At 70.1% G+C, this 14,303-nt stretch carries 17 protein-coding genes; 4 read left to right on the top strand and 13 right to left on the bottom strand.

Annotation, left to right across the window (positions count from 1 at the left end):
* Window positions 1-309 precede the first annotated feature (309 nt).
* The gene (locus tag IEY86_RS16770; RefSeq protein WP_189132496.1) at window positions 310-990 is read left to right on the top strand and encodes a hypothetical protein; all 681 of its coding nucleotides are present in this window, start codon (window positions 310-312) and stop codon (window positions 988-990) included.
* Between the two features lie 182 nt (window positions 991-1,172).
* On the opposite strand, the gene IEY86_RS16765 is transcribed toward IEY86_RS16770, so the two are convergent.
* The 4 genes from IEY86_RS16765 to IEY86_RS16750 all read right to left on the bottom strand — a co-directional run bounded on the left by IEY86_RS16765 (window position 1,173) and on the right by IEY86_RS16750 (window position 3,902).
* On the bottom strand, window positions 1,173-1,565 hold the full coding sequence (locus tag IEY86_RS16765) for a DUF4229 domain-containing protein (RefSeq protein ID WP_229698492.1): 393 nt from the start codon (window positions 1,563-1,565) through the stop codon (window positions 1,173-1,175).
* Window positions 1,566-1,606: 41 nt separating this feature from the next.
* Window positions 1,607-2,125, bottom strand: coding sequence for a GNAT family N-acetyltransferase (locus tag IEY86_RS16760; RefSeq protein ID WP_189132495.1), 519 nt, complete (start codon window positions 2,123-2,125; stop codon window positions 1,607-1,609).
* Window positions 2,126-2,219: 94 nt separating this feature from the next.
* Entirely contained in the window at window positions 2,220-3,383 is a 1,164-nt protein-coding gene (gene mqnE / locus IEY86_RS16755; protein WP_189132494.1) for an aminofutalosine synthase MqnE, read from the bottom strand.
* Window positions 3,384-3,446: 63 nt separating this feature from the next.
* Complete coding sequence (locus IEY86_RS16750) at window positions 3,447-3,902, bottom strand: Lrp/AsnC family transcriptional regulator (RefSeq protein WP_189132493.1); 456 nt, start codon at window positions 3,900-3,902, stop codon at window positions 3,447-3,449.
* A 141-nt stretch (window positions 3,903-4,043) separates the two neighbouring features.
* Here IEY86_RS16750 and IEY86_RS37560 point away from each other — a divergent pair, with 141 nt between their 5' ends.
* Window positions 4,044-4,172 (top strand): hypothetical protein, encoded by a 129-nt coding sequence (locus IEY86_RS37560; protein WP_265804839.1) that lies wholly within the window; start codon window positions 4,044-4,046, stop codon window positions 4,170-4,172.
* Window positions 4,173-4,329: 157 nt separating this feature from the next.
* Here the strand turns inward: IEY86_RS37560 and IEY86_RS16745 are convergent, their stop codons facing one another.
* On the bottom strand, window positions 4,330-5,001 hold the full coding sequence (locus tag IEY86_RS16745; protein WP_189132492.1) for a UbiX family flavin prenyltransferase: 672 nt from the start codon (window positions 4,999-5,001) through the stop codon (window positions 4,330-4,332).
* Window positions 5,002-5,208: 207 nt separating this feature from the next.
* Here IEY86_RS16745 and IEY86_RS16740 point away from each other — a divergent pair, with 207 nt between their 5' ends.
* Window positions 5,209-5,730 carry a rhomboid family intramembrane serine protease gene (locus tag IEY86_RS16740; protein WP_189132542.1) on the top strand — a complete coding sequence of 174 codons (522 nt, stop codon included), beginning with the start codon at window positions 5,209-5,211 and terminating at the stop codon, window positions 5,728-5,730.
* Between the two features lie 53 nt (window positions 5,731-5,783).
* Here IEY86_RS16740 and mqnP read toward each other — a convergent pair whose 3' ends face one another.
* Both mqnP and IEY86_RS16730 read right to left on the bottom strand, forming a co-directional pair.
* Complete coding sequence (gene mqnP / locus IEY86_RS16735; RefSeq protein WP_189132491.1) at window positions 5,784-6,704, bottom strand: menaquinone biosynthesis prenyltransferase MqnP; 921 nt, start codon at window positions 6,702-6,704, stop codon at window positions 5,784-5,786.
* Entirely contained in the window at window positions 6,701-8,155 is a 1,455-nt protein-coding gene (locus IEY86_RS16730) for a menaquinone biosynthesis decarboxylase (RefSeq protein ID WP_189132490.1), read from the bottom strand. Before IEY86_RS16730 ends, mqnP begins: the two co-directional genes overlap by 4 nt.
* Window positions 8,156-8,266: 111 nt before the next feature.
* Here IEY86_RS16730 and IEY86_RS16725 point away from each other — a divergent pair, with 111 nt between their 5' ends.
* On the top strand, window positions 8,267-8,572 hold the full coding sequence (locus IEY86_RS16725; RefSeq protein ID WP_189132489.1) for a PLD nuclease N-terminal domain-containing protein: 306 nt from the start codon (window positions 8,267-8,269) through the stop codon (window positions 8,570-8,572).
* A gap of 82 nt (window positions 8,573-8,654) precedes the next feature.
* On the opposite strand, the gene ccsB is transcribed toward IEY86_RS16725, so the two are convergent.
* The 6 genes from ccsB to IEY86_RS16695 all read right to left on the bottom strand — a co-directional run bounded on the left by ccsB (window position 8,655) and on the right by IEY86_RS16695 (window position 14,288).
* Window positions 8,655-9,737, bottom strand: a complete 1,083-nt coding sequence (gene ccsB / locus IEY86_RS16720; RefSeq protein ID WP_189132488.1) for a c-type cytochrome biogenesis protein CcsB — start codon at window positions 9,735-9,737, stop codon at window positions 8,655-8,657.
* Between the two features lie 2 nt (window positions 9,738-9,739).
* Window positions 9,740-11,455, bottom strand: coding sequence for a cytochrome c biogenesis protein ResB (gene resB, locus IEY86_RS16715; protein ID WP_189132487.1), 1,716 nt, complete (start codon window positions 11,453-11,455; stop codon window positions 9,740-9,742).
* A gap of 3 nt (window positions 11,456-11,458) precedes the next feature.
* The gene (locus IEY86_RS16710; protein WP_189132486.1) at window positions 11,459-12,202 is read right to left on the bottom strand and encodes a cytochrome c biogenesis CcdA family protein; all 744 of its coding nucleotides are present in this window, start codon (window positions 12,200-12,202) and stop codon (window positions 11,459-11,461) included.
* Window positions 12,203-12,212: 10 nt separating this feature from the next.
* A complete protein-coding gene (locus tag IEY86_RS16705; protein ID WP_189132485.1) occupies window positions 12,213-12,830 on the bottom strand; it encodes a TlpA family protein disulfide reductase in 618 nt (205 codons plus the stop codon).
* A gap of 82 nt (window positions 12,831-12,912) precedes the next feature.
* Window positions 12,913-13,458: a type 1 glutamine amidotransferase domain-containing protein gene (locus tag IEY86_RS16700; RefSeq protein ID WP_189132541.1), complete on the bottom strand. Its 546-nt coding sequence runs from the start codon at window positions 13,456-13,458 to the stop codon at window positions 12,913-12,915.
* Between the two features lie 77 nt (window positions 13,459-13,535).
* On the bottom strand, window positions 13,536-14,288 hold the full coding sequence (locus IEY86_RS16695) for an SDR family NAD(P)-dependent oxidoreductase (protein ID WP_189132484.1): 753 nt from the start codon (window positions 14,286-14,288) through the stop codon (window positions 13,536-13,538).
* Between the last annotated feature and the right edge of the window lie 15 nt (window positions 14,289-14,303).

Below are 14,303 nucleotides of genomic sequence, written 5' to 3'. Positions count from 1 at the left end.
TGCGGGGCTCCTGCCCTTTCCCGAGCGGTTACCGGGCGCTTCCCGAGCACTTCCCGGACGGCTTCCCGAGCACTTCCCGAGCACTTCCCGAGCACTTCCCGAGCACTTCCCGGACGGCTTCTCGCGCCCTTTGCGGCCGTTATCGATCCGATATCCCCGTACATCATCTGATGGACAGTCGCACCCCATTGGCCCTCCTCCGATCGCGGCACTCCGGAGCTCGCTCCTAGCGTCGCAGGTGACAGAGCGCAGCAATCCGATGACGTGGTGACGGGCCACGACTGCGCTCGGAACACGGGAGGTTCACCCATGCGACGCATAGCCACGGCTGTTCTGCTCAGCGCTACCGCTCTCGGCCTGTCGGCACCGGCCGCGATGGCCGTGGTCGAGCCCGAGCCGCAGGTGGAGACCAAGGCCGCGCAGGGTCAGTCGTCAGCGACCGAGACCAGGGATCCCCGCACAGCGGACTCCGCCCCGGCGGTCGGCACGAGGACCGAATCCGAGGAGCTTGCCCAGGAGCAGTCCCAGGGCCGCCCCGAGGAACCGTCCCAGCAGCGCGAGGACGCGGCAGCGCGGTCAGGGCAGCCCGACGAGATGGTGGGCGTGGTCACTCCGAACGTGGTCAAGCCGGGCGGTCGCGTGTCGCTGGTCCTGCGGGACTGCGACCGCGGCACGGCCACCGCGGACTCGGACGGCGCCTTCGGCGAGGTCACCCTCAACCGCCAGGACGGCCTCCTGACGGGGAGTACGACGGTGTCCGACGACGTCCAGGGCGGAGCCGAGCACACCGTCAAGGTCAGGTGCGGTGACCACAGCACCACCGCCAGGCTCACGATCGCCCAGCACCCCAGCCACGGTACTCGGGGCGGTCTCGGCGGGGGCCTCGGCCGGATGAACTCCACCGAGGTCGCCTTCGGCGCCACCGTCCTCGCGGCGGCGGCGGCCGGCGGTACCGTGGCGCTGCGCCGGAGGTCCCGGGACAGCGCCTGACCCGCGGGACGACCGTGACGGACCCGCACGCAGTGACGAACGGCCCCCTCCGTACGCGGAGGGGGCCGCTCTTGTTCTGCCGCTCTTGTTCTGCCGCTCTTGTTGCGGCTCTTGTTTCTGCGGTGCGCGCTCGTCCGGTCCCGCGCTGACGCGGGGCGGCGGGGTGCCCGGGAAGCGGGCGCTCAGGCCTCGCCGGCGCTGAGGCGGGCCGAGTCGTCGGCCTCGTCCTCCTGGGAGCGGTTGTCCGCCAGGCGCTGCTTGGTCTCGGCGACCTTGGTGACGAGCTGCGCGGACATCGCGTCCCGCTGCTTGCTCAGCACGACGTAGCTGATCGGGGCGGACAGCAGTGCCGCGACGGCGAGGAGAAGGATCATGCCCTTGGCGCCGTTGACCTCGATCACGCCGGCCACGGCCAGCAGATAGACGGCGAGGAAGCACGCGGCGAAGATCGTCACGCGCAGCGAGGTGTAGCGCAGGGCGGCGTGTTTGGTGGCGCTGGGCGCGGTGGACACGGTGGCGTCCTCTTCCTTCAGGTCCTTCTGATCCATCTGATCCATCTGATCCATCTGATCCATGACGGCTCCCCTCTCGGGCACGCCATCCAGTGAACCATGCCTCAGTTCAGGGCCAGCCACATGGTTATGTCATCGCGGTCGTCGCCGGGTGCCACCCGGATCGCCGATGGGACGCGGCCGACCTCCTTGTAGCCGACCGAGGCGTAGAAGCGCTCCAGTCCCGCGCCGCCGCGGCACCCGAGCCTGAGACCCTCGAGCCCCATCCCGCGGCCCGTGCGCTCGACCTCGAGCATCAGCTCGGCGCCGAAGCCGCGGCCCTGGCACGAGGGGTCGACCATGACCGTGTAGAGCCAGCACCAGTGCCGCATCAGCCGGTGGGTGTTGAAGCTGAGGAACGCCGTGCCGACGACCCGGCCGTCCTCGGTCGCCACGAGCAGGCGGGTGCGCCCCTGCGCGATGGCGGCCACGTACTTGTCCATCTCGGGCCGTACGTCGTCCTCGGCCACCGGAGGGACGAAGCCGACCGCCCCGCCCGCGTTGGACACCCGCGCCCACAGGGAGACGATCTCGCTCCGGAGCGCCGGGGTGAGCTCGGGGTCGAGCGTGAAGCTGACAGGCATGGCCGCGACGATACCGGCGGCGGCTCGGCCCCCGACAAGCGCCTCCGCCCGGGATCGGTGCCCCGGCGCGGTGGATCCGGCGGGGGCTCGGCGGTCAAAGACGCATCGGCTGCGGGGCCTCGCGGCGGTCGGCGTCCGGTCCCGGGTACTCGCGGATGACCTCGTAGCGGGTGTTGCGCTCGACCGGCCGGAAGCCCGCGTCGCGGATCAGGTCCAGGATGTCGTCGCGGGTGAGCTTGTCCGGCGTGCCGAAGTTGTCCGCGTCGTGGGTGATCTTGTACTCGACGACCGAGCCGTCCATGTCGTCCGCGCCGTGGTTGAGCGCGAGCTGCGCGGTGGCGAGGCCGTGCATGACCCAGAACACCTTCACGTGCGGCACGTTGTCGAACAGCAGCCGGGAGACCGCGAAGGTCTTCAGCGCCTCGGCCCCGGTGGCCATGGTGGTGCGGGCCTGGAGGCGGTTGCGGACCTTGCCGTCGCGCGAGTCGTGGAAGTCGTGCTGGTAGCGCAGCGGGATGAAGACCTGGAAGCCGCCGGTCTCGTCCTGGAGCTCACGCAGCCTCAGCACGTGGTCCACCCGGTGGCGGGGCTCCTCGATGTGCCCGTACAGCATCGTCGAGGGGGTCTTGAGGCCCTTGGAGTGGGCCAGGCGGTGGATGCGCGACCAGTCCTCCCAGTGGCACTCGTGGTCGACGATGTGCCGGCGGACCTCCCAGTCGAAGATCTCCGCGCCGCCGCCGGTCAGCGACTCCAGACCGGCGTCGATGAGTTCGTCGAGGATCTCGGAGGCGGAAAGGCCGGAGATCTTCTCGAACCACTGGATCTCGGTCGCCGTGAAGCACTTGAGCGACACATTCGGAAGGGCTTCCTTGAGCGCCTTGAGCGAGCGCGGGTAGTACCGCCACGGGAGGGTGGGGTGCAGCCCGTTGACGATGTGGAGCTCGGTGAGGTTCTCGCCCTCCATCTGCTTGGCGAGGCGGACGGCCTCCTCGATGCGCATCGTGTAGGCGTCCTTCTCGCCCGGCTTGCGCTGGAACGAGCAGTAGGCGCACGAGGCGGCGCACACATTCGTCATGTTGAGGTGGCGGTTGACGTTGAAGTGGACGACGTCGCCGTTCTTCTGCGTCCGGACGTGGTGGGCGAGCCCGCCGAGCCAGGCCAGGTCGTCGGACTCGTAGAGCGCGATGCCGTCCTCGCGGGTGAGCCTGTCCCCCGCGTAGACCTTCTCTTCCAGCTCCCGCTTGAGCCCGGCGTCCATATGGCCTCCTCGTCCTCGTCCCGATCGACCTTACTCCCCCGCTGCCGGCGGCTCGGCGCGGCCTTACGAGCCCTCGGGGAGTTCACCGACACGGTTCTCCCACTTGGTGGAGAGCACGACCGTGGTGCGGGTGCGCGAGACGCCCTTGGTGGAGGACAGGCGGCGGATGGTCCGCTCCAGTCCGTCGACGTCGGCGACACGGACCTTGAGCATGAACGAGTCGTCGCCGGCGATGAACCAGCAGTCCTCGATCTCGTCGAGGTCCCGAAGGCGCCGGGCCACGTCCTCGTGGTCGGCGGCGTCGCTGAGCTGAACCCCGATCAGCGCGGTGGCACCGAGGCCGAGGGCGGCCGGCTCCACGGTGGCGCGGTAGCCGGTGATCACTCCGGCCTGCTCCAGGCGGTTGATCCGGTCGGTGACGCTGGGGCCCGACAGGCCGACGAGCCGCCCGAGCTCGGCGTAGGAGGCGCGGCCGTTCTCCCGCAGCGCCTGGATGAGCTGCCTGTCCGTCGTGTCCATCGACCATGCACCTTTCATTCATTCGCAAAGTATCGCTGTTCAGTGTAGAATCTAAGGCATACAAGGGCCACAAGCCCTAGTTTTCGAAGCACATCAGCTTCTGGCGACGATCAAAGACGATCACGGGGAGAGAACCTCACCATGTACACCCTCGAGATGGCTATGGCCCACATGCGCGAGCTGCAGGAGCTGGCCAACCGCTCGCGGTCCTACAAGACGGCACGTCACACCAAGGCGCCCGCTTCCATCAAGCGCCGCGGCGGCCGCTGACCCATCGGCAGCCGAAGGCCGGTCCCCGGGGACCGGCCCGCGGACGACGCACTTCGAGGGCTCCCGCACCGACGGGGGCCCTTCGTCGTGTCCCGAGCCGCCCGCGCGACCGCGGGAGCACCCGCCGGGACGGCCCTCGAGACGCCCACCGGGGCCCCTACTTCCTCCCGCCCCCAAGCTCCCCCTCCCACCTGCGGTAGAGCTTGTGCGGCACCCGGACCACGTCCAGCACCCGGCCCGCCACGAAGTCCACGAGATCCTGGATACCCCTGGTCCCGGCGTAGAAAGCCGGCGAGGCCGGAAGCACCACCGCCCCCGCCTCGTCCAGCGACACCAGGTGACGCAGCGTCTGCCCGGCCAGCGGGGTCTCGCGCACCGCCACCACCAGCGGCCTGCGCTCCTTCAGCGTCACCGCGGCCGTCCGCTGGAGCAGGTCCTTGGACAGCCCCAGCGCGATGCCCGCCACCGCGGCCGTGCTCGCGGGAACGACGAGCATCCCCTTCGCCGGATAGGAGCCGCTGGACGGCCCCGCCGCGAAATCGCCCGCGGGCCAGTACGCCACCGCGCTCAGATCGGGTTCCGCCACCTCGTTGCCGTCCGCGTCCCGCGACAGCCAGCGGGCCAGGTCCTCGCGCCAGTGCCCGTCCCGGAACGGCCCGCCGGTCTCGTCCAGGATGGTCAGCCGGGCGGAACGGCTGACCACCAGGTCGACCGCCTCCCCCGCGTGCAGCAGGGCGCGCACCACGGCGGCGGCGTACGGAGTGCCGGAGGCGCCGGAGACTCCGACGACCCAGGGTCGGCGGTGGCTGGATTCGTTGCTCGGCTCCACACCCGGAGCCTATCCGGCGGCCGGGCCGGGAACGGTTCCAGGAACCAGGACCGGTGCTCCGGCCGTTCTCCATCGTGACAGCACCGACACCGCATCCGGGGGGAAGCCGTGGCCCACGACCCTCTCTTCGACCGCCCGGTGCCGCCCGCCGGACCAAGGACCGGGCGCCGCGGCGCCCTGGCGGACGCGCGCGCGGCCGCGCTGGTGATGGCCGCCTGGGTGGGGCTGCTGTGGCTTCTGGAGGCGGTGGACACGGCCGGCGGCCACGCGCTGGACACCTACGGCGTCGTCCCCCGCCACCCCGGTGAGCTCAGGGATGTGATCCCGTCGGCGTTCATCCACTTCGGGTACGGCCATCTGGCGGCCAACACCCTGCCGCTGTTCGTGCTCGGCTTCCTCGCGGCGGCACGCGGCGGCCTGGGCCGGTTCTTCGGCGTGGCCACGACGATCATCGTGGTGAGCGGGATGGGGGTGTGGCTGGTCGCCCCGTCCCACACCAACACCGCGGGCGCCAGCGGGCTGATATTCGGCCTGTTCGGCTATCTGGTCACGCGCGGCTTCGTCGACCGCAAACCGCTCGACATAGCCGTGGGCCTGGGCGTGGCCGGGCTGTACTGGTCGATCCTGTGGGGTGTGCTGCCCAGCGGCAACGGGGTCTCCTGGCAGGGCCACCTCTTCGGCCTCGTCGGCGGCCTGGCCGCGCCCTTCCTCTTCCGCCGGACGACGTGAGCGCCCCTGCGCCGCCCCGATGACCGCCGCTGCGCGCCAGGGTCAGGGGCCCGCTAGCCGTGCAGCCCGCGGGTGACGAGGTCGGTGAGGGCGAAGACGAACAGCGCTATCCCGATGGCCCCGTTGACCGTGAAGAACGCCCGGTTGAGACGGGAGAGGTCACGCGGCTTGACGAGCGAGTGCTCGTAGACGAACGCGCTCGCCACGATCACCAGGCCCATCCACCACCACACTCCGGCGCCGCTGCCGAGCCCGAACCACACGAACAGCCCGAGCGTGATCACATGGCAGACCCGGGCCCCGTAGAGCGCGGCGGCGACACCGAACCGCGCGGGCACACTGCGCACGCCGTGCGCCCGGTCCGCCGCCACGTCCTGGCAGGCGAAGATCAGGTCGAAGCCGCCGATCCAGATGCCGACCGCCAGGCCCAGCAGCACGGCGTCCCAGGACCAGCTGCCGGTCACCGCGATCCACGCGCCGATCGGTCCCATCGCCTGGGCCAGTCCCAGGATGGCGTGCGGATAGGTGGTGAACCGCTTGCCGTACGGATAGACCACCATCGGGATCACGGCCAGCGGCGCCAGCGCCAGGCAGAGCGGGTTGAGCGCGGCGGCGGCGCAGAGGAAGACCACCACCGCCACCAGGGCGCCCGCCCAGGCGCTGCGCACCGACAGCGCCCCCGTGACCAGTTCACGGGTGGCCGTGCGCGGGTTCCTGGCGTCGATCTCCCGGTCGATGATGCGGTTCGCGGCCATGGCGAACGTCCGCAGCCCCACCATGGCGAGGGTCACCAGCACAAGTTCCCACCAGTGCACGGAGCCGTTGTCCAGGTGCATCGCCGTCAGCGAGGCGATGTAGGCGAAGGGCAGGGCGAAGACCGAGTGCTCGATCATCACCACCCGGAGGAACGCCTTGATCCGCCCCGACTTGGGATCCGTTCCGAAGACATCGGGCGTTGCCGAACCAGCGGTCATGCGAGCCCGTACTCCTTCCAGCGGCGCGACACCTTGTCGGCCGTCTCCGGGTCGGAGGCGACCATCTCCGGCCATCCGCCGTCTCGGGTGTAGCCCTCCTCGGGCAGCTTCCTCGTCGCGTCGATCCCGGCCTTGCCGCCCCAGAACTGCTGGTAGGAGGCATGGTCGAGGTGGTCGACGGGCCCCTCGGCGACCACCAGGTCGCGGCTGTAGTCGACGTTGCCGAACGCCCGCCAGGCGACCTCGTGGTAGTCGTGCACGTCGCAGTCGGAGTCGACGACCACGATCAGCTTGGTCAGCGACATCATGTGCGCGCCCCAGATGGCGTGCATGACCTTCTGCGCGTGCTTGGGGTACTTCTTGTCGATCGAGACGATGGCGCAGTTGTGGAAGCCGCCCGCCTCCGGCAGGTCGTAGTCCACGATGTCCGGAACGATGATCTTCAGCAGCGGCAGGAAGAACCGCTCGGTCGCCTTGCCCAGCGGGCCGTCCTCCGTCGGCGGGCGGCCGACCACGATCGACTGGAGCAGCGGCCTGCGCCGCATCGTCACGCAGTCGATCCGCAGCGCGGGGAACGGCTCCTGGGGGGTGTAGAAGCCGGTGTGGTCGCCGAACGGGCCCTCGGGCAGCATCTCCCCGGGCTCGAGCCGGCCCTCCAGCACCACCTCGGCGTGGGCGGGCACCTGGAGCGGGACGGTCTTGCAGTCGACCATCTCCACCCGCTTGCCCTGGACGAACCCGGCGAACAGGTACTCGTCGATGTCACCGGGCAGCGGGGCGGTGGAGGCGTAGGTCACGGCGGGCGGGCAGCCGAAGGCAATGGCGACCGGCAGCCTCTCACCGCGCCGCGCGGCCACCTGGTAGTGGTTGCGCGAGTCCTTGTGGATCTGCCAGTGCATACCGATGGTGCGCGAGTCGTGGCGCTGGAGCCGGTACAGGCCGAGGTTGCGCACGCCCGTCTCGGGGTCCTTGGTGTGCGTCAGCCCCAGGTTGAAGAAGGAGCCGCCGTCCTCCGGCCAGGTGAACAGGGCGGGAAGCCGCTCGAGGTCCACCTGGTCCCCGGTCAGGACGACCTCCTGGACCGGCGCGTCCTTGACCTTCCTCGGCGGAACGTGCGCCATGCCCGCGAGTTTGCCGAACGCCTCGCGCATCCCGGTGAAGCCGTGCGGCAGCTCCGGCTTGAGCAGACCCGCGATCTTGTCGCTGATGTCCGAGTAGCCGGTCAGGCCCAGGGCCTTGAGGAGGCGCCGGTCGGTGCCGAAGACATTCATCGCCAGCGGGAGGTCCGAGCCCTTGACGTCCTCGAAGAGCAGGGCGGGCCCCCCGGCCTTGTTCACCCGGTCGACGATCTCTCCCACCTCCAGGTGGGGATCGACCTGTACCTTGACGCGCTTGAGGTCGCCATCCTTCTCCAGCGCCCGCAGGAACCCGCGAAGATCGTCGTAAGCCATACGTGCCAGTATCCGCCACCCACTACCCTGGCCCTGTAAGCAGGGCCCTTGATCGCCGCGTCCGCCGGGACGGTCGGGCCCGAGACCGCGTCGAGGGAGAGCCCGCCGCCGATGACCAGGCTTCTGCCGATCCTGCTGGTACTGGGGCTGACGATCTATGCCTTCATCGACTGCCTCAACACCGAGGAGGACAAGGTCCGTCACCTGCCCAAGGTGGCCTGGGTGCTGATCATCCTGCTGTTCACGATCGTCGGCCCGGTCGCCTGGCTGATCACCGGACGCGCCCGGACCGCGGGCGGCTGGGGCGGCACTCGGCCGGCCACGGCGGGCCCGCGCTTCGTCGCCCCCGACGACAACCCCGAGTTCCTCAAGTCGCTCGAGCAGCGCGGGGACGACGAGGACGGCAAGCGCGACTGAACGGGTCCTGTCCCGGACGCGGGCCGTGGCACCCGCGTCCTCGAACACCCGGCTTGCTCAAGCGGCCTGCCCGCAGGCCGGCTCAGACTCCCGCGTAGGAGTGCTTGCCGGTGATGAACAGGTTCACCCCGTAGTAGTTGAACAGGAAGCACGCGAAGGCGATCAGCGCGAGGTAAGCCGCCTTGCGGCCCTTCCACCCGGCCGTGGCACGCGCGTGGAGGTACGCGGCGTAGCCCACCCAGGTGATGAACGACCAGGTCTCCTTGGGGTCCCAGCCCCAGTAGCGGCCCCAGGCGCCCTCGGCCCAGATCGCGCCCGCGATGATCGCGAAGGTGTAGAGCGGGAAGATGATCGCGTTGATCCGGTAGGAGAACTTGTCCAGGGACGCCGCCGCGGGCAGCCGCCGCCACACGGTCGTCAGCCTGCCGCCCGGCTCGCCCTGCGCGATCCGGGTCTCGTAGCCGTCCTTGAACAGGTAGAGCACCGCGGTCACCGCGCCCAGGTACAGGGCGGCTCCGGACAGGATCGCCGTGGTGACGTGGATCCACAGCCAGTACGAGTGCAGCGCCGGGACGAGTTGGTCCGACTCCGTGTACAGCTTGGTGATCGCGATGCCCAGGTCCAGCAGGACCGCGGTGACCACGGGCAGGCCGAGCCAGCGCACCCGCAGCTTCGACGCCAGCAGGACCAGGTACGTGCCGACGGCCACCAGGGCGAACGTCGTGGAGAACTCGTACATGTTGCCCCACGGCGGACGCTGCACCGAGATGCCCCGGCACAGCACCGAGCCGAAGTGCAGCAGGAAACCCAGCACCATGAGCGAGACGGCCATCCGGCCGAGCAGGTCGGCCTGCTCGTCCTCACCGGCCGCGCCGGGACCGTCCTCGCAGGGACGGTCCGGCTGCTTGGTGACGACCTTGGGGCGGGAGAGGGTGGCCGTCCCCGCGCCGCTCCGGCGCACCTGCACGGTGACGGCCCGTTCCCCGGCCGGCTCCTCCCGCCGGGCGGCGATCGCCGCGGACTGCACGGCGATCCGGCTGCGGCCGCCGAACACCCACTCGGCGCAGTGCGCCAGGAAGGACAGCGTGTACACGGCCATCGCCGAGTACATCAGGACGTTGCTGATATGGGCCAGGTTCTCGTTGGCCTCGGCAGCGATGAACACGCTCACTCCTCTTCGGACTCTCGGGTCTGGCGGTCCTCGGCGGCCGGTGCCCCGGCCTGAACGTCGGCGGCGATGTCGGCGAGTTCGTCCGCGATGCGCGCCGACTCGCTGCGGCCGAGCCCGGCCATCTCCACCACCGTTGTGCCGTCCTCGTCCTCGGCCGCCCGCACCCAGACCCTGCGGCGCTGGATGAACAGCGACGCGGCCAGGCCCGCGATCGCCAGGACCGCGCTGCCGAGCGCCAGCCCGTTGCCCGGCTGCTCGGAGACCTGGAAGTTGGCGAACTCGCGCACGCCCCGGAACTCGAAGGTGCCCGCCCCGTTCGGCAGGGAGAACTTCTCCCCGGGCCGAAGCGCCTTGCGGAACGGGTCGCCCTTGGCGTCCTTGAACTGCTTGAGGTGGGTGGTCTCCAGCCGGTACACGTTCTGCGGTGTGCCCGCGTCCACACCCAGGTCGCCGTGGTAGGCGGTCAGCAGGAGCGCGGGGAAGTCCAGCGCCGGGAACTGCGAGACCATGCCCTTCGGGGTGGCGCCGCCGAAGGTGGGGGCGAAGAAGCCCTGGAAGCCCAGTTGCTCCCGTCCGTTGTCCTTGGTCCGGTAGTCCGGGACCTTGAAGACGCACTGGGACGTGGCGTTGGCGTCCTGCGGCAGGCACGGGACCGCGCCGCGGAAGGCCACATCGCCGCGGCCGTCGCGGACGGTGATCTCGGGGGCGTAGCCGTGGGCGGTCAGGTAGACCTTCGAGCCGCCGATCTCCAGCGGCTCGTTGACCTTGATCGTGCCCTTGCGGTCCGCGCCCTCGGAGCCGTCCCAGTAGGTCACGTTGGCCTGGAACTTGCGCGCGGTGCCGCGCTGGCTGCCCGAGCGCGCGTACGCGGCGTCGAAGCTGTCCAGGGTGAAACCGAAGCCCTTGAGCTTGTCGTCGTTGAAGAAGGGGCCGGAGCTGAAGTCGTCGTAGTCGGTGAGGATGTTGGAGAAGCCCTCCCCCTCGACGACGATCTTCGTTCCGGAAGCGTTCCACAGATGCCCGATGGCCACCGCGATGAGCAGGCCGAAGAGCGAGATGTGGAAGAGGAGGTTGCCCGCCTCCCGCAGATACCCCTTCTCCGAGGAGACCGCGCCGTGCGCGGTGTGCGCGCGGAAGCGGCGGCGCTTGAGGACGCGCTCTGCCGCGGCGAGCACGGCTTCCTGGTCGGCGCCGGTCCTCCAGGTGGTGTAGACGGGCAGTCTGGTGAGGTTGCGCGGGGCGGCCGGGGGCTTGGAGCGCAGGACCCCCACGAACTGCCAACTGCGCGGCAGGATGCAGCCCGCCAGCGAGACGAACAGCAGAATGTAGATCGCGGAGAACCACGGCGAGCTGTAGACGTGGAACATCCCGATCTTCTCGTAGATCGGGGTCAGCGTCTCGTGGCGCGCCTTGAAGTCGTCGACCTTCAGCGCGGACTCGCCGCTCTCCTGCGGCACCAGGGAGCCCGGGATCGCGGCGATGGAGAGCATGAACAGCAGGATCAGGGCGACCCGCATCGAGGTCAGCTGCCGCCAGATCCATCGCAGCCAGCCGAGCACACCTATGCCGACGGGCTCACCGGCGGCCGGCTCGGCGGCCTCCTCCTCGGGTGCGCTGCTCAGCCGGGAGGCGTCGTCGAACTCGCGGTCCTCGGCGGTGTCGCGGTCCTCGGCGGTGTCGCGGCCCCGGACGGTGTCGGTGTTCTCGGCCATTCCTCAGATCCCCACGGTGAAGTCGGCCGACCACACCTGCATCTCGACGATGATCCTGTCCCACGCCCCGGTCACGAGGAGGACGCCGACCGCGACCAGCATGCCACCGCCGATCCGCATGACCCAGGCGTAGTGCCTCTTGACGAAGGCGAACGCGCCGAGGGTACGCCGGAAGGCGACCGCGACGACGATGAACGGCAGGCCCAGCCCGGCGCAGTAGACCGCCGTGAGGAAGGCGCCCCGGGCCGCGCTCGCCTCGTTGTAGGCGAGGGTGTTGACGGCGGACAGGGTCGGGCCCAGGCACGGAGTCCAGCCCAGTCCGAACAGCACCCCCAGCATCGGTGCCCCGGCCAGCCCCACCGCGGGCCGCTTGTGCAGGCGCATCTCCCGCTGCATGAAGCCCAGTCCGGGGACGACGCCCATGAAGGACAGACCGAGCACGATGGTCAGGCCCCCCAGGGCCCTGGTGATCGTCTCCCGGTGCTCCTGGAGCAGGGTGCCGAAGCCGCCGAATAGCGCCCCACCGGAGACGAACACGGCGGAGAAGCCGAGCACGAACAGCGACGCGCCCACCACCATGCGGCCGCGCCTGGCCTGTGCCAGATCGGTGCCCGAGACGCCGGTCACATAGGAGAGGTAGCCGGGCACCAGCGGCAGCACGCACGGCGAGAAGAAGGAGACCAGACCACCGAGCAGGGCCACGGGAACGGCGAGCAGGAGCGCACCGCTGTAGACGGTCTCGTTCACGGTGCCCCCGTCACCGCTTCTCCGCGACGAGCGGGTCGATCATGGTGTGCAGGTTCTCGTCACTGACCGGCATGATCGCGCGGGCGGCGATCTTCCCGTCGCGGTCGATCACCAGCGTCGTGGGGATGGTGACGGGTACGGCGGAGCCGAACCTCACCAGCTGGCGGCTGCTGGGGTCGTAGATGCTCGGGTACGGCATCCGGTGGTTGCGCTCGAACGCGCGGGCGTTGGCCGGGTCGGGGTCACGGACGTTGACCCCGAGGAACCGCACACCCTTGTCCTGCGTCTGCCCAGCCACGTCCCGAAGGTACTTGGCCTCGGCCCGGCACGGGCTGCACCACGAGCCCCACACATTGAGGACGAGGATCTCGCCCCTGTAGTCGGAGAGCTTGATCGGCTTTCCGTCGAGGGACTTGCCCGTGATGTCCGGGGCGCTCTTGCGGTCCTTGGCCGGGTACTGGTTGATCCGGGCGTCCTTCTTGCCGCCGACGAACCCCTGCCCGTCGCTCGGGCCCCCCGCGTTCTGTCCGGAGCTGCACGCGGCGAGCGCGAACGAAGCGAGCACCGCGGCACCGGCGAGTGCCGCGGTGCGCCGGAGGGGGCGGCGCGGAGCGCGGGTCAGACTCATGTGAAAAGTTTCGCATGGCCCGATTCGGCCCCTTTACCGGCCCCTCTCACTCAGGCCCCCGAAGGGGCTGACCTGCTGTGCGCTAGCCCTTGACCGCCTTCTCGAACTCGGTGACGGCGGCTTCGTCGAAGAACTTCAGATCGGCCGGCTTGCGGCTGGTGACCAGGACGTTCGGCCCCGAGTGGCAGACCTGGACCTTCTCGTCCACCCACTCGGCCCCCGCGTTGCGCAGATCGGTCTTCAGGCTCGGCCACGAGGTCACCGTGCGTCCGCGCACCACTTCGGCCTCGATCAGCGTCCACGGGGCGTGGCAGATCGCCGCGACCGGCTTCCCGGCGTCGAAGAAACCCCTGACGAACGCCACGGCGTTGTCCCGCATCCGCAGGAAGTCGGGGTTCGCGACGCCGCCGGGGAGCAACAGAGCGTCGAAGTCGTCCGCGCTCGTCTCGTCGACGGTCTCGTCGATCTTGAAGGTGTCCGCCCTGTCGAGGTGATTGAACGCCTGCGCGTGCCCGTGCTTGGTGGACACCAGCCGGGGAGTGCCCCCGGCCTCCAGCACGGCCTGCCACGGGTCGGTCAGCTCGACCTGCTCGATGCCCTCGGGTGCCACGAGGAAGGCAACCCTCACGGTTCCCACCGTCCTCTCGTACTGCTGGGGATTCCGGATCTCCTCGCGAGTGCCCCGGCAGTGGAGGGCGAAACAGCTCAACCCCGGCGGTGCACCTTGTGCTGCGCGGCCTGGGCGCGGGGGCGTACGACGAGCAGGTCCACATTGACATGGGAGGGCCGGGTGACCGCCCAGACCACCGTGTCGGCCACGTCCTCGGCGAGCAGGGGCTGGTCGACGCCCTGGTAGACGGCGGCGGCCTTGGCCTCGTCGCCGCGGAAGCGGTTCACCGCGAACTCGTCGGTCCGCACCATTCCCGGCGCGATCTCGATCACGCGCACCGGTTCCCCGCACAGTTCCAGCCGCAGGGTCCCGGCGAGCGCGTGGGCACCGCTCTTGGCCGCGACATAACCGCCCCCGCCCTCATAGGCGGTGAACGCGGCGGTGGAGGAGAGGACGACGACGGTCCCGTCGCCGCTCTCGATGAGCTTCGGCAGCAGGGCCTGCGTCATGTGCAGGGTTCCCAGGACGTTGACCTCGTACATCGTCCGCCAGTCGGCGGGGTCGGAGGAGGCCACCGGCTCCGCGCCGATGGCACCGCCCGCGTTGTTGACCAGCACGTCGCAGCGCTCCAGGGAGGCGGCGAACGCGTCCACGGCGGCGCGGTCGGTGACGTCGAGCAACCGCGCCGCGGCGTCGTGGCCCTCCCCGGTGAGTTCGGCGGTCATGGCCTTGAGCCGGTCCTCGCGCCGGGCGGTCAGCACGACGCGGTACCCGGCCTCGGCGAGGCGGCGCGCGGTGGCGGCGCCGATCCCGCTGCTGGCGCCGGTGACAACTGCGGTGCGTTCCATGGCCTGTTTGCGTAC

Origin of the sequence: Wenjunlia tyrosinilytica (assembly GCF_014646055.1) — a bacterium.
GTDB classification, from domain to species: Bacteria; Actinomycetota; Actinomycetes; order Streptomycetales; family Streptomycetaceae; genus Wenjunlia; species Wenjunlia tyrosinilytica.
Note: the sequence above shows the minus strand (reverse complement) of the source record. Positions and strands in the feature narration are given on the sequence as shown.